The 14067-nt window shown below is 42.1% G+C and carries 14 protein-coding genes; 1 reads left to right on the forward strand and 13 read right to left on the reverse strand.

Annotation, left to right across the window (positions count from 1 at the left end; translation table 11 throughout):
* Window positions 1–6: 6 nt before the first annotated feature.
* The 4 genes from spoIIR to prfA form a co-directional block, all read right to left on the reverse strand.
* A complete protein-coding gene (gene spoIIR, locus MHB79_RS16985) occupies window positions 7–663 on the reverse strand; it encodes a stage II sporulation protein R (RefSeq protein ID WP_251190692.1) in 657 nt (218 codons plus the stop codon).
* 118 nt (window positions 664–781) lie between these two features.
* A complete protein-coding gene (locus MHB79_RS16990) occupies window positions 782–1261 on the reverse strand; it encodes a hypothetical protein (protein ID WP_003214608.1) in 480 nt (159 codons plus the stop codon).
* Between the two features lie 142 nt (window positions 1262–1403).
* Entirely contained in the window at window positions 1404–2288 is an 885-nt protein-coding gene (prmC, locus tag MHB79_RS16995; RefSeq protein WP_268459176.1) for a peptide chain release factor N(5)-glutamine methyltransferase, read from the reverse strand.
* Complete coding sequence (prfA, locus tag MHB79_RS17000) at window positions 2278–3345, reverse strand: peptide chain release factor 1 (protein WP_050944445.1); 1068 nt, start codon at window positions 3343–3345, stop codon at window positions 2278–2280. The genes prmC and prfA overlap by 11 nt, the downstream gene beginning before the upstream one ends.
* Before the next feature lie 210 nt (window positions 3346–3555).
* Here prfA and racA point away from each other — a divergent pair, with 210 nt between their 5' ends.
* Window positions 3556–4104 carry a chromosome-anchoring protein RacA gene (gene racA / locus MHB79_RS17005; RefSeq protein ID WP_340990310.1) on the forward strand — a complete coding sequence of 183 codons (549 nt, stop codon included), beginning with the start codon at window positions 3556–3558 and terminating at the stop codon, window positions 4102–4104.
* Window positions 4105–4139: 35 nt separating this feature from the next.
* On the opposite strand, the gene MHB79_RS17010 is transcribed toward racA, so the two are convergent.
* The 9 genes from MHB79_RS17010 to MHB79_RS17050 all read right to left on the reverse strand — a co-directional run bounded on the left by MHB79_RS17010 (window position 4140) and on the right by MHB79_RS17050 (window position 13977).
* Entirely contained in the window at window positions 4140–5096 is a 957-nt protein-coding gene (locus tag MHB79_RS17010) for an AEC family transporter (RefSeq protein WP_003214757.1), read from the reverse strand.
* 88 nt (window positions 5097–5184) lie between these two features.
* Window positions 5185–6885 carry an oxaloacetate-decarboxylating malate dehydrogenase gene (gene malS / locus MHB79_RS17015; protein ID WP_003215037.1) on the reverse strand — a complete coding sequence of 567 codons (1701 nt, stop codon included), beginning with the start codon at window positions 6883–6885 and terminating at the stop codon, window positions 5185–5187.
* A gap of 279 nt (window positions 6886–7164) precedes the next feature.
* A complete protein-coding gene (locus tag MHB79_RS17020; RefSeq protein WP_003214626.1) occupies window positions 7165–7767 on the reverse strand; it encodes a thymidine kinase in 603 nt (200 codons plus the stop codon).
* Between the two features lie 87 nt (window positions 7768–7854).
* Window positions 7855–8055 (reverse strand): 50S ribosomal protein L31, encoded by a 201-nt coding sequence (gene rpmE / locus MHB79_RS17025; RefSeq protein WP_003215407.1) that lies wholly within the window; start codon window positions 8053–8055, stop codon window positions 7855–7857.
* A 130-nt stretch (window positions 8056–8185) separates the two neighbouring features.
* Window positions 8186–9469, reverse strand: a complete 1284-nt coding sequence (gene rho, locus MHB79_RS17030) for a transcription termination factor Rho (protein WP_003215202.1) — start codon at window positions 9467–9469, stop codon at window positions 8186–8188.
* A 364-nt stretch (window positions 9470–9833) separates the two neighbouring features.
* On the reverse strand, window positions 9834–10799 hold the full coding sequence (glpX, locus tag MHB79_RS17035) for a class II fructose-bisphosphatase (RefSeq protein WP_003214904.1): 966 nt from the start codon (window positions 10797–10799) through the stop codon (window positions 9834–9836).
* Between the two features lie 32 nt (window positions 10800–10831).
* Window positions 10832–12121: a UDP-N-acetylglucosamine 1-carboxyvinyltransferase gene (locus MHB79_RS17040; RefSeq protein WP_003214820.1), complete on the reverse strand. Its 1290-nt coding sequence runs from the start codon at window positions 12119–12121 to the stop codon at window positions 10832–10834.
* Window positions 12122–12368: 247 nt separating this feature from the next.
* Window positions 12369–13007, reverse strand: a complete 639-nt coding sequence (fsa, locus tag MHB79_RS17045) for a fructose-6-phosphate aldolase (RefSeq protein WP_003215343.1) — start codon at window positions 13005–13007, stop codon at window positions 12369–12371.
* Window positions 13008–13119: 112 nt separating this feature from the next.
* Window positions 13120–13977 (reverse strand): class II fructose-bisphosphate aldolase, encoded by an 858-nt coding sequence (locus MHB79_RS17050; RefSeq protein WP_003214879.1) that lies wholly within the window; start codon window positions 13975–13977, stop codon window positions 13120–13122.
* Window positions 13978–14067: the final 90 nt, after the last annotated feature.

Here is a 14067-nt window from a genome sequence, read left to right on the forward strand (position 1 = left end):
CCTTTTTTAGGAGAAAAGACTAGAGACCCATTCGAATAAAAAGAATTTCACTTCACCCGTCTCTTCTTTCTCTTCTTTGACCACTTCATTCACAGACTCATCTGTTTGCTGTGCTGCCACTTCGTTATCCTCATCCCCCTCTGGCGACGCGATGGCTTCTCCATTTGAAAAATCGATAAAGCAGAGCGGCGGGAATAACACACACCACCAATTGGCTCCATCCCCTTCTCCAAGCGTAATTAAAATGGCTTCATATTTCCCTGCAGGATAGACGAAATTTCCATAGAGCTTTGTTGGAAATGAGGCTTTTTGAAAACTGACTGATACGGATTGATCAATGTGCTGCTCCTTCAATTTCGCTTTGGCAATGCGATTGATTTCTGGCAGCTTGGACCGAATCACACGTCTTGCTTCTTCAATGGATGTAAGGTCTTTGACCCATTCTGTCATATTGGCATTGACTTCGTCTCGAATGCTTCTTTTCACATCCTGATCTGCTGAACGATCACTATTTGCTAAAATGCGTAATCGAATGGCTTCCTCTGGTATCACAACAGGCTGATTTGCAGAAGCAGCCGCTGTCTCCTCTCTGCCAAGGTTTGCAAAAGCACCGCATAATAATAGAAACATATAAAGACAAATCATCATTTTACTTTTAAACATGATGTGTTCCCCCCACTTTTTCTCTTCGCTACAAACATTGTGTCCAGGAAACCCATCTCATAAACAGGAAAAATGATTTTTTTAATAGATTATAAGTCAAATGAAAAAAACCGTTCCATTAAGAACGGCTTTGGAGTGAGGATTGGTAATCGGAAGGGTACAGTCTTCCATCCCAATCTCGGCTGATTTTTAACCCTGCATCTGTTTTGATGACAGTCATTGCTCCTTTTTTCTTGATTTCTTTTTTGACTTTTCCGTTCTGATTAATAAATTGAATCATCATTTCATAGTTAAATTCAATTCTGTCATCGCTTTCATCTGAAGGCGTAAACGTAATTTTCTTCAGCTTAATTTGACAATCTTGATCCTTTGCTGCTTCTAACACGCTCGGGAACATGCTGTCTTGTGTATATTCTTGATATTCATGCTCGGTTAAATAAGACTTCAGCTTCTCCTTCATGTCAGTTAGGTCATCTGTTCGATTCACTGTGTATTGTGCTTTTTTATAGCTTTCTCCAAATGCTGCTGCTTCTTTTTTAAAGCTCGGTTTGCCACAAGCACTCACAATCAATAGTACACTGACGATGACCAACACCATCGCATACCTTCTGTTCACACCATTCGCTCCTTCAAAACAAATTTATGTAAAAAAATCATGATCAGAATGTTCATTCTTCTATATATACGTTTCTCTTTTACCATAAGTTTCATCTTTACATAATAAAATAGTCCGACTTTATTCAGCCGGACTTTCCGTTTTGAATGTGTGCGCAAACAGCTCGGTCTTTCTCGTTAATATCCTTGACGATGCGGACATCTGCCGCGGGAAATGACTGCAAGAGAAGTGCTTTTACATCTTGCCCTTGCGTATATCCAATTTCAAAGACAACCACCGACTGCTTATGAAGTACATGGTGAAGATCACGAATGAGACGCTTATAAAACCACAGACCATCACGTCCATCTGTCAGCGCATTTACTGGCTCATGCTTCGTAACCACCTCTGACAAGCTGTCCATTTCTTCTGCCGCAATATAAGGTGGATTGGAAATAAACAGATCCACTTTGATGCCCTGATCCTTGATAGGTTCGAGTAAGTTCCCTTGTAAAAAATGGACGTCTGCACCTAGCGCTTGCTGATTCCGCTTTGCTACCGCAAGTGCTTCATGTGAAATATCCGTTGCTGTGACAGATAGTGTTTCTTTTTCAAGAGCGAGCGTAATCGCAATTGCCCCGCTTCCGGTGCCAACGTCTACTGCTTTGAGCGGCTGATCGTGCGGGAAGATGTCACTCATCAAATTCAGTGCCGCCAAAACGACCTCTTCCGTTTCAGGGCGAGGAATGAGAACATGTTTGTTCACCTCGAAGGGACGGCCGTAAAAAAATTCAATACCTGTTAGATGCTGAACAGGCACGCCTTTCTTGTGCTGCGTGACAAACTCGCTGAATAACCGATCTTGCTCCTCTGGCAGCTGATCATGAAAACGTGCAAGAAGTTCACTTCTGCTTAAGTCCAGTACATGCATCAAAAGGAGCTCTGCTGCGTTTTGGTCTCTACCGGCTTCCGTTAACAAAGAAGAAGCCCATTTAAGGGCTTCAAAGTTGGTACGCTGATTATTTTGCATTTTGAAGCTTTCTTGCTTGGTCTTCCATAATTAATGCATCTATGACCTCGTCAAGTTTTCCTTCTAAAATTTGATCAAGCTTTTGAATCGTTAATCCGATGCGGTGGTCTGTTACACGGTTTTGTGGGAAGTTGTACGTACGGATACGCTCTGAACGATCCCCTGTTCCAACAGCAGATTTACGCGTTTGATCATATTCAGCCTGTGCTTCACGCTGGAATTTATCATAAATTCTCGCACGTAATACTTTCATGGCTTTTTCTTTGTTTTTGATTTGTGATTTCTCATCCTGACAGGAAACAACCACGCCTGTTGGAAGGTGAGTTAATCGAACAGCAGACATGGTTGTGTTAACACTTTGTCCGCCAGGCCCGCTTGATGTGAAAGTATCTACACGGATGTCTTTTTCGTGGATATCAATTTCAACTTCTTCAGCCTCGGGCAAGACAGCAACCGTCGCTGTTGATGTATGAATCCGTCCGCCTGATTCCGTTTCCGGAACACGCTGCACGCGGTGTGCACCGTTTTCAAACTTTAGTTTGGAATATGCGCCTTTCCCGCTAATCATAAAGATAATCTCTTTATAACCGCCAGTTCCAGTCACATTAGCTTCCATTACTTCTGTTTTCCAGCCCTGCATTTCAGCATAACGGCTGTACATACGGTAAAGGTTTCCAGCAAAAAGCGCGGCCTCTTCTCCTCCTGCTGCACCACGAACCTCCACAATAACGTTTTTGTTGTCATTCGGATCTTTCGGGATCAGCAAGATTTTCAGCTCGTCTTCTAAACGTTCCGTTTCCTCTGTGAGCTCTGAAATTTCTTCTTTGACCATGTCGCGCATCTCGGCATCCAGCTTTTCTTCCAGCATTGCTTTCGCTTCGCTCAACTGGTCGTATGCCGCACGATATTGTCTATATACCTCAACAGTTTCTTGAATATCAGATTGTTCCTTCGAATATTCACGAAGCTTCTTAGGGTCGTTCACCACTTCAGGGTCACTTAAATATTCATTTAGCTTTTCATAGCGTTCTTCAATTGATTTTAAACGGTCTAACATGGTCTTCACCTCTGTTTTGTGCGTAACAGTCTAATTATAGTATAGCGGAGTATGACAGTCAAAAAAATTTCCAAAACAATTGATTTTCTGCAATTTTCCGCTAGAAAACACGATCTTTGGCGATTGGTTACTTGTTTTGTCTAACGTGAAGGAACAGTTCCTTCTTGAAGAGAATGGTACTTATAATTGAAAAAAGGGAGGGCATTTGGTTTGAATACAAATGAGGTTGCAAAAGAAATTGGCGTTTCTTCAAAAACGATTCAGCGTTGGGTTAAACAGCTCAACATCCCTGTCGCCCGGAATGAACTTGGACATTATGAATTTCATGAAGATATTGTACAGCTTCTCAAAGAAGTCAAACACCAAATGAGTGAAGGTGTGATCCTTCAAGACATTCGACTGCCAATCCACACGGAAACCGTTCAACAGTTATCGCCTGCTGCAGAAGCTGCTGCCTCCACAAAGCGGATCGAAGCATTGGAAAAGCAGGTGAATCAGCTCATTCAGCAGCAATTGCACAGCACTGATGTAGAAAAACGGCTGCAAGAACTCGAACGGAAACTGGCTAAAAAAGCAGATGAAGGTGTATCCTATCAGCTGCTCCAGCACCGTAGAGAAATTGAAGATCTCACCACTAAACTTGAGCGTCTTGCTGCGAGCTTGAAACAACCCTCTCAAATAGAAGAAAAAAAGGAAATCACGCACACTGACATCAAAAAAAAGCGTGCGCTCTTCCCTCTGTTTCATTCATTTCGCTAAGAAAGGCTGCCTCATGAGGCAGCCTTTCTACTTTATTATGAGGTAAGTGCAATAATGATCGGTAATGAAATTAATGACATGATTGCACTGATCACAAATGCGGATGCAGTTTCTGCTTCTTGTTTTTCAAATCGGGTTGCGATCATGGCTGCAACAGCTGAGCCTGGGAAGGCAACAAGTAATACAGCTTTTGTAATTTCATCAGCCGAAAGACCCATGAAAATGGCGATAAAATACATAAGCAATGGTTGTACAGCTACTTTTAGCAATGCGATACTGAATGCTGGTAGGCTTAATTTAATTTTACGGATACCAACAGTGACACCGACTGCAAATAGCGCAACCCCTGACGTAACACTTCCAATTTCCTCTAGCATTTCATGTCCAATTTCAGGCAGTTTAAATCCTAAAAGAACAAGAATGATACTTGCTAGTGGTGCAAGTGCAAGCGGCTCTGATAAACCGTGCAAAATAGCTTTCGTCGTCATTTTAAGGAAACTTTCGCCGTCTTTGGCTTTTCCTTTTGTTTTTTCACCGACAGTTGACACAATAATCGCAATTGGATCAAGCATTGCATTTACAACTATTCCGGTAATTGCAATCGGAATTGCAACTTCTTGAGCCCCAAATAAACTGCCTAGGACTGGAATCCCCATAAATGCAAAGGTCGGTTGAGCTGAGTTTAACGAGAAAATAGATGAATTTGTTAAATCGTATTTAAAAGCAAATTTCGTAACAAGAAGGATAATGATATAAAAACCTACGATTCCTAAAATCAATGCAACGAAAAATGGAATTTGACTATAGAATTTATCTTTTGGTGTTGACAGAATGCTGGCGATAAAGTGCGCTGGCAAAGCATACTTTGTCACAAGTGTACTTACACCTTTTGCAGATTTAGCGTCATAGCTACCGAAGTGTCCTGCGAACCAACCCAGCGCGATAACGAAAAAAATCGGTGCTAGGAGGATCAAAATATTTAAAAAGTCCACCTTACTCTTCCTCCTTAAATCCTTACAAGTTTCTATTTATTGCGGCATTGTTTAAATTACCCTAAACAATGCCGCGTTACACAATTTATTATGCTCTTACAATTTTTTTATATTCAGGAATCCACATTGCATCTTTCACAGCTTGTTCGATGTCGTCAGGCGTTCTTCTTGCGACACCATCTTTAATTGCTGCTTTTGCCACTTCAATGGCCACTTTGATAGAAACTTCTTGCAATTTATCAATGCTTGGAAGAAGACCAGCACCTGGTTTATCATGATCAACCATTTCAGCAATCGCATCTGCAGAAGCAACGAACATGCCTTTTGTGATGATTTTTGATTCCGTTACGATTGAGCCAAGACCAAGTCCAGGGAAAACGAACGCATTGTTTGATTGTCCAATTTCATGTTCAATTCCGTTATACTCAACGTTTTCGAATGGGCTTCCTGTTGCAACAAGTGCACGGCCGTCTGTCCATTTGAATAAATCTTCTGGAACAGCTTCCGCAAGTGGTGTTGGGTTAGACATTGGCATGATCACTGGACGCTCTGTATGTGCTGCGATTTCTTTAATGATTTCTTCAGTGAATGCACCGCCTTGACCTGATGTACCAATTAGAATCGTTGGCTTCACCCTGCGAACAGTTTCAGCAAATGAGATTTGCCCTTTTTCATCACGTGCCCAGCCTTCTACTTCATCAGAAGAACGAAGGTATGGTTTTTGGAAATCAAACACTTCATCTTCGAATTGATCTGTCAGTAATCCTCTGTAGTCTAAAGTCCAGAAAGCATTGTTTGCTTCTTCTTCACTTAGACCTTCAAGAACCATTGTGTCACGCATTTGATCTGCGATTCCGATTCCAGCTGATCCAGCTCCGAAGATCATCACACGGTGATCTTTCAATTGAGTACCAGTTTTCTTGACAGCTGCAAGAACACCCGCTAAAGTAATGGCACCAGTACCTTGAATATCATCATTGAATGTTAAGATGTTATCATTGTATTTTTTCATGATGTTACGCGCATTTTTGTTTCCAAGGTCTTCCCAGTGAAGCAATGCTTTCGGGAAGAATTTAAGCGCTGCTTTTACATATGCATCAATGAATTCTTCGTATTTTTCACCTTGTACACGTTTGTGATGGTTTCCGATGTATAATGGATCATTCAATAATTTTTCATTGTTTGTTCCAACATCTAATACGACTGGAATCACGCGGCTTGGATCAATACCTGCAGCAGCCGTGTAAACAGCTAATTTACCAATTGCGATGTTGATACCACCAACACCCCAGTCACCAATTCCAAGAATGCTCTCAGAGTCAGTTGCTACGATCAAGTCGATATCTCCTGCTGTTGCATGTAAGTTTTCAAATGCTTTCTCAATGCCGTCAATGTTCTCGATTGAAAGATAGACACCATGAGGTCTTCTGTATTCATGGCTGTATTCTTGAATCGCTTCACCAACAGTTGGTGTGTACACAACAGGAAGCATTTCACGAAGCTTGTCTGATATAAGCTTATAGAACAATACTTCGTTACGGTTTTGCAAATCACTTAAGTATACGTTTTGACGAAGACGATCTGGCTGTGCTAGGAATTGCTTGTACGCTCTCTCCGCTTGTTGTTCTAAAGTGAGAACAGTTGGAGGAAGTAAGCCTTCTAGTCCAAGCTCTTGTCTTTCTTCTTCAGAAAAAGCAACGCCTTTGTTCAACGTTGGAATCGATAATACATCTTTACCTGTCAATGTGGTTTCGAGGTACCCTTCTTTTGTTTTCTTCACGTTGTTCATCAAAAACTACCCTCTTTCTAAAATATAAATAAAGTGAACTATTAATTTAAAGAACGATTAAGGAGAATAATCCTTAATCAAAAAAATTATGACAAGAAATCGAACTTTTCGTTAAAATGCTTTACACTACAGTTAGTCATTTTATGCCTGCTTATACTAAAACGCAAGCGTTGAAAATTAGATAATTTTTTCGTAGCGTTATTTAATTTATTTAAGTACAAATGATGGGTGTTCAGCCAAAATCTCAAAAAACGAAACACAGCGGCATTTGCTATTTTTTTAATTGTCAAGTGTTGTACCAACGTCAAGTCTTGGTACTTCATGGTGATGTCTGCATCGTGCTTCGTATGATTCCTGCGCACCTACTAAAATAATGGGATCATCATAGGATGCGGGTTTACCGTCGATCAAGCGTTGTGTTCTACTCGCTGGGGAGCCGCATACCGAACAAACTGCTTGAAGTTTTGTTACAAGCTCTGCACATGCCATTAAATGCGGAACAACACCAAATGGCTCTCCTCTGAAGTCTTGATCAAGGCCTGCAACAATGACTCGGTAACCTTTATCAGCCAATTGAGTGACAATGTCAATGATTGTCTCATCAAAAAATTGCACCTCATCTATGCCAATGACATCGGTTCTTTCTGATATGTGCGTTATTATGTCTTTTGGTGAGGCTACTGCAATCCCATCGACCGATGAACCGTTATGTGAAACAACTGAGCTTGTACTATATCGGTTATCAATCGCTGGTTTGAATATTTTTACTTCTTGTTTGGCAAAGGTGGCCCTTTTGGCTCTCCGAATCAATTCTTCCGACTTTCCAGAAAACATACTTCCGCAGATGACTTCAAGCCAACCGCTTTGTTTCATCACATACATAAGGTCTTCTCCCCCGTTTTAAAGTTCCATCAATCCACGTAAAAAAACAGGCAAGAACGGATTCCTGCCTGTTTATTGTATCTATTATTACTTAAGACCGTATTTTTTGTTAAAGCGGTCAACACGTCCATCAGCAGAAGCGAATTTTTGACGGCCTGTATAGAAAGGATGGCACTCAGAGCAAATCTCGATGCGTACCTCTTCTTTTACTGATCCAGTTTCAAACTCATTTCCACAAGCGCATTTGACTGTAGCTTTTTTGTAGTTAGGATGAATTCCTGTTTTCATCTACTGTCATCTCCTTCCGCCCTGAATCCAATTCGGAAACAGAGTTAATATCTCAGAATAAATTCTGAAACGCACATGATGAAATTATAACAGTGTGAGTCTATGATTGCAAATGTATTTTTTCAACAAGCTATCTTCTTGATGCAGACATGTTCGCTTGTTTCCATTCTTGCGTTAAAATATCGAAAAATTCTTGGTTTGTCTTTGTTTTTCTCATTTTACGCATGAACTTCTCAGCAAAGTCAGGTGTATCTGACATCGATTTTCTCATCGCCCATAAACGATCAAGATGCTCTTTTGGTACAAGCAGTTCTTCTTTTCTCGTACCAGAACGACGAATGTCGATTGCTGGGAAAATTCTTCTTTCTGCAAGAGAGCGGTCCAAATGAAGCTCCATGTTCCCCGTTCCCTTAAATTCCTCATAAATCACATCATCCATACGTGATCCCGTATCAACGAGCGCAGTGGCTAAAATCGTCAAGCTTCCGCCTTCTTCAATGTTACGCGCAGCACCAAAGAAGCGTTTTGGACGGTGGAAAGCCGCTGGATCAATACCGCCGGAAAGCGTTCGGCCGCTTGGCGGGATGACAAGGTTGTACGCACGAGCAAGCCTTGTGATGCTGTCCATTAAGATGATGACATCTTTCTTATGTTCGACAAGACGCATGGCACGCTCTAATACAAGCTCTGCTACTTTAATGTGGTTTTCCGGTACTTCGTCAAAGGTTGAACTAACAACATCCCCTGCAACAGAACGTTCGATATCTGTTACTTCCTCTGGGCGTTCGTCAATTAAAAGGACAATCAGCTCTGACTCTGGATGATTTTCAGAAATGCTGTTGGCAATTTCTTTGAGCAAAATGGTTTTCCCAGCCTTAGGCGGTGCAACAATTAAACCACGCTGCCCAAACCCAACTGGCGCCATCATATCCATAATTCTAGTAGACAGGTGATTAGGCTGTGTTTCAAGAATCATTTGACGATCAGGGAATAGCGGCGTGAGTGCAGGAAAGTGAACACGTTCCTTAGCTGATTCTGGGTCGTCCCCATTTACCGCTTCGACATGAAGGAGTCCATAGTAGCGTTCATTCTCTTTTGGAGGTCGTACCTTTCCAGACACCTTATCTCCGTTTCGTAAATCAAAGCGTCTGATTTGTGAAGCTGAAATATAAATGTCTTCAGAACTTGGGGAGTAGTTAATTGGTCTTAAGAAACCAAATCCCTCAGACTGAATAATTTCAAGAACCCCTTCCATAAATAAGAGATCCTCTTGCTCAGCGTTCGCCTTTAAGATGGCAAAGATTAATTCTTTTTTTGTTAGTTTGCTGTAATAAGAGATTTTGTACTTTTTTGCTAGCTCATACAGCTCTTTTAATTTCATATTTTCCAAAGATGAAATCGAAACATCTTTCAATATGGACACCACACTTTTCTAGTCAATGTATTTCATTACAAATGCATGACCATTGTATTTGATTAGCTTTTAATTCCGTTTTTGTTGGAATGACCTCGCTCTCATGGTAACGCTCCCACTCGTTTTATCGTAAAGATAGGAACAATGTGAACTCGAGCTTTGTCAACATAGAGAAGGATAATGAGTATATCGTCATGATGCGGCAGTATTTAAACTTGTTGAAGCTTAAAAGAAGTAAATTCGCAGAAAATTTCGCAGCACTCTTTAGTTTTACCTCATTTGCAGAGAATATTCAACTTTAAAAAGAAAATGATATACATTTGACACCTATATGAAAAGCGGGTAATAAATACCCGCTTTCAGATTACGGACGAATGACAAGATTCGGTTTTTTCTTTAAGCTATGTCTGCCGTCTACGAAACGAACTGTACCTGATTTCGCACGCATAACAACGCTATGTGTTGTTCCAACAGAGCCTTTGAATTGAACACCTTTTAATAGCTCACCGTCTGTTACACCAGTCGCTGCAAAAATGGCGTCGTCGCCTTTCACGAGGTCTTCCATTCTTAGGACTTTGCCAACATCTAGCCCCATTTTCTCACAGCGTCTTAATTCTTCTTCACTTTGAGGAAGAAGCCTTCCGTGGATTTCACCACCAAGTGCCTTTAACGCAACAGCAGAAAGGACACCTTCGGGCGCTCCGCCTGAACCAAATAGAATATCAACACCTGTATGATCAAATGCTGTATTAATGGCTCCTGCAACGTCACCATCATCGATCAGTTTGATTCTTGCTCCTGCTTCTCTCAGTTCAGCAATGATTTTCTCATGTCGATCTCTGTTTAAAATCGTTGCAACCACATCTTCAATATCTTTGTTTTTTGCTTTTGCTACAGCGCGAAGATTGTCAATGACAGGCGCTTCAATGTCGATGCAGCCTACCGCTTCTGGACCTACTGCGATCTTATCCATGTACATATCAGGTGCATTCAGCAAGTTGCCATGATCTGCAACTGCAATAACAGCTAAGGCATTCCAGCCGCCACTTGCCACAATATTTGTTCCTTCTAATGGATCAACAGCTACATCCACGCGAGGTCCGTATCCGTTCCCAAGCTTTTCCCCAATATAAAGCATTGGTGCTTCGTCCATTTCCCCCTCGCCAATGACCACTGTTCCTTTCATCGGAATGGTATCAAATACATCACGCATTGCACTTGTTGCAGCATCATCCGCTTCGTCTTTTAATCCTCTTCCCATCCAACGAGCAGATTTTAATGCGGCTGCTTCTGTCACCCGTACTAGTTCCATCGATAAACTTCTTTCCATTTTTGTCCAAATCTCCTCTCACAGTCAAAGCCTTATGAATTTTGAAGTTCTTCTATTTCTTGGTCACTCAGCTTTTCACGCCAGATGGTTGCACCCAAGCCTTCAAGCTTCTTCTCAAGCAAACTATATCCTCTGTCTATATGTTCAAGCCCTGTGATTTCGGTCACACCGTCTGCCATTAGCCCTGCAACGACGAGACAAGCACCTGCACGCAGGTCACTTGCTTTCACCTTTGCTCCTTGAAGCTGCGTTTGTCCAGTGATAATGGCAGATCTTCCTTCGACCTTCATGTTTGCACCCATTCGACGCAATTCGTCAATGTGCTTAAAGCGGGCTGAGTAGATCGTATCTGTGACCACACTCGTGCCTTTCGCCTTTGTTAACAGCGCCGTCATCGGCTGCTGAAGGTCCGTCGGAAAGCCCGGATACACAAGGGTTTTGATATCGACAGGCTTGAGTCCTTCGTTTCTGCCAACGATCAGCATTTGATCGTTGCTCGTTTCAATGGTGAACCCCATCTCTCTAAGTTTCGCCGTAATTGATTCTAAATGAGTTGGGATCACATTATCAAGTACAACTTCATCTCCCATCGCAGCACCAGCAATTAAAAATGTGCCTGCTTCTATACGGTCAGGGATGATGGAATGCTTACAGCCATGAAGAGATTCTACACCTTCGATTCGAATCACATCAGTACCCGCACCTTTGATTTTGGCTCCCATGCTTGCAAGCAGTGTCGCTACATCAATAATTTCGGGTTCTTTTGCGGCATTTTCAATGACCGTTTTTCCTTCAGCCAGTACGGCTGCCAGCATGATATTGATGGTCGCACCTACACTGACCACATCAAGGTAAATACGGGCTCCGACTAATTTTTCAGCGCGCAAATAAATGGCACCCTGCTCGTTTGTCACCTCGGCTCCGAGTGCTTCAAAGCCTTTGATATGCTGATCGATCGGCCTAGGTCCTAAGTGGCACCCTCCTGGCAGCCCAATGACAGCCTGCTTGAATCTTCCCAGCATAGCGCCCATTAAATAATAAGACGCACGCAGTTTCTTCACTTTCCCATTAGGAAGAGGCATACTGATCATGGAAGCAGGATTGACAACCATTTCACCTTTTTCAAACGTGACCTTTCCGCCAATCTCTTCTAACAGATCTCGTAATGTGTCAATATCTGAAATATGCGGAAGGCCCTCAATCGTTACTGGAGAATCAGCGAGAATCGTGGCAGGAATCAGTGCCACTGCACTATTTTTCGCACCACTAATATGTACGGTCCCGCGTAAGGGGTCACCGCCGGCAATGTTTAACTTTTCCATATTTGTCTCCCTTCTTAAAGAAGATCACTGTTGGAGTTATACTGTTTGTGGATGTCGCGCTTTAAAAGGTCTTGTCCAAAATTTAGCCAATATCAAGAGAAAGAATACAGGTTAAACGAAATTTGTCGGAAGAAAAATAATCGAAGCTTTGCGAGGCTGTGATGTTCTCTTCTTTGCACAAAACATTTCTTAGCGTTTTTAAGGAAAACTGCGGCAAACAGGAGACAATCCCGCCTGCCACAATCACTTATTTATTCCAGTCTGCTAAAAATTGCTCAATGCCCGCATCCGTTAATGGGTGTTTCGTCAGCTGCTTGATGACTTTCAGCGGCATTGTGCCGATATGAGCACCTCTAAGTGCAGCTTCTGTCACGTGCTGCGGATGACGAATGGATGCAGCAATGATTTGTGTATCTAAGCCATGAACATCAAAAATGGTTTTCACTTCGCTGATGAGATCGAGACCATTTTGGCCAATGTCATCTAAGCGGCCGAGGAATGGAGAGACATACGTCGCACCAGCTCTAGCTGCAAGAAGTGCCTGGTTTGCACTAAAAATCAAAGTAACGTTTGTTTTGATTCCAAGGTCTGTTAACGCTTTGACAGCTTTAAGACCATCTGTTGTCATTGGAATTTTAACCGTGATATTTGGTGCGATGGCAGCAAGCTCTTTTCCTTCTTCAATCATTTCTTCTGCTTTGAGGGAAATGACTTCCGCACTGACAGAACCTGATACCACGTCAGTGATTTCGCGAAGACGGTCGTGGAATGATACGTCCTTTTCTTTCGCTACTAAACTAGGGTTTGTTGTGACGCCTGCTAAAATGCCAAGCTCGTGCGCCTCTTTGATGTCTGCGATATTCGCTGTATCTACGAAAAATAACATAACCGTGCCACTCTCCTATCAATAAATTGTCTGAAATGTAAATTTTGATTGCGCTTTCTCAAGATATGGAGAAAACCGCCTGTGACTCAGGCGGCTTTCGGTTCTCATCAAATTATGCTTGGTTAGAAGAACCAAATTCACGCATTTTGCCGATAACAGTCGCTTTAATTGCGTCACGAGCTGGTCCAAGATATTTACGTGGATCATACTCTTCTGTTTTTGCAGCAAGTGTTTCGCGTACTGCTTTCGCAGAAGCAATTTGGTTTTCAGTGTTTACATTGATTTTAGCTGTACCAAGTGAAATTGAGCGCTTGATGTCAGCAGTTGGGATACCTGTTCCGCCATGAAGAACAAGTGGAAGACCTGTCATTTTACCAATTTCTTCCATTTCAGTGAAACCAAGGTTTGGTTCACCTTTGTATGGACCATGTACTGAACCTAATGCAGGTGCAAGGCAGTCAATACCAGTGCGTTCTACAAGCTCTTGGCACTCTTTTGGATCAGCATAAATAACGCCCTCAGCGATGACGTCGTCTTCTTGTCCGCCAACAGTTCCAAGCTCAGCTTCTACAGATACACCGTGGAAATGTGCAAGCTCAACTACTTTTGCAGTTGTTGCTACGTTCTCATCGAATGGATGGTGAGAAGCGTCGATCATGACAGAAGTAAATCCTGCATGGATTGCTTTTGCACAAGATTCAAAGCTTGAACCGTGATCTAAATGAATCGCAACAGGAACTGTTACATTATATTCTTCGATTAACGCTTTAACCATTGCGACAACTGTTTTGAAGCCGCCCATGTAGCGTCCTGCTCCTTCAGATACTCCTAAGATAACTGGAGATTTCTCTTCTTCAGCAGCTTGTAAAATCGCTTGCGTGAATTCTAAATTATTTAAGTTAAACTGTCCAACAGCGTAACCTTTTTCCTTTGCGTCTTTCAACATTTCTGTCATTGAAACTAAAGGCATGATGAAAAATCCTCCCTATGTAGCTAATTTGCTTACTAAAAAAAGCTCTCCACCCTAGCATGACCAGAATTTCTCGCCATATGTAAACTT

The sequence above is a fragment of the Bacillus sp. FSL M7-0558 genome (assembly GCF_038003245.1).
Taxonomy (GTDB): domain Bacteria; phylum Bacillota; class Bacilli; order Bacillales; family Bacillaceae; genus Bacillus; species Bacillus pumilus.

Bases quoted from the DNA above. Each gene is read 5' to 3' on its own strand.
- spoIIR (WP_251190692.1), bottom strand. From the start codon at position 663: ATGTTTAAAAGTAAAATGATGATTTGTCTTTATATGTTTCTATTATTA.
- MHB79_RS16990 (WP_003214608.1), bottom strand. From the start codon at position 1,261: ATGGTGTTGGTCATCGTCAGTGTACTATTGATTGTGAGTGCTTGTGGC.
- prmC (WP_268459176.1), bottom strand. From the start codon at position 2,288: ATGCAAAATAATCAGCGTACCAACTTTGAAGCCCTTAAATGGGCTTCT.
- prfA (WP_050944445.1), bottom strand. From the start codon at position 3,345: ATGTTAGACCGTTTAAAATCAATTGAAGAACGCTATGAAAAGCTAAAT.
- malS (WP_003215037.1), bottom strand. From the start codon at position 6,885: ATGAACAACGTGAAGAAAACAAAAGAAGGGTACCTCGAAACCACATTG.
- MHB79_RS17020 (WP_003214626.1), bottom strand. From the start codon at position 7,767: ATGTATGTGATGAAACAAAGCGGTTGGCTTGAAGTCATCTGCGGAAGT.
- rpmE (WP_003215407.1), bottom strand. From the start codon at position 8,055: ATGAAAACAGGAATTCATCCTAACTACAAAAAAGCTACAGTCAAATGC.
- glpX (WP_003214904.1), bottom strand. From the start codon at position 10,799: ATGGAAAGAAGTTTATCGATGGAACTAGTACGGGTGACAGAAGCAGCC.
- MHB79_RS17040 (WP_003214820.1), bottom strand. From the start codon at position 12,121: ATGGAAAAGTTAAACATTGCCGGCGGTGACCCCTTACGCGGGACCGTA.
- fsa (WP_003215343.1), bottom strand. From the start codon at position 13,007: ATGTTATTTTTCGTAGATACAGCGAATATCGCAGACATCAAAGAGGCG.
- MHB79_RS17050 (WP_003214879.1), bottom strand. From the start codon at position 13,977: ATGCCTTTAGTTTCAATGACAGAAATGTTGAAAGACGCAAAGGAAAAA.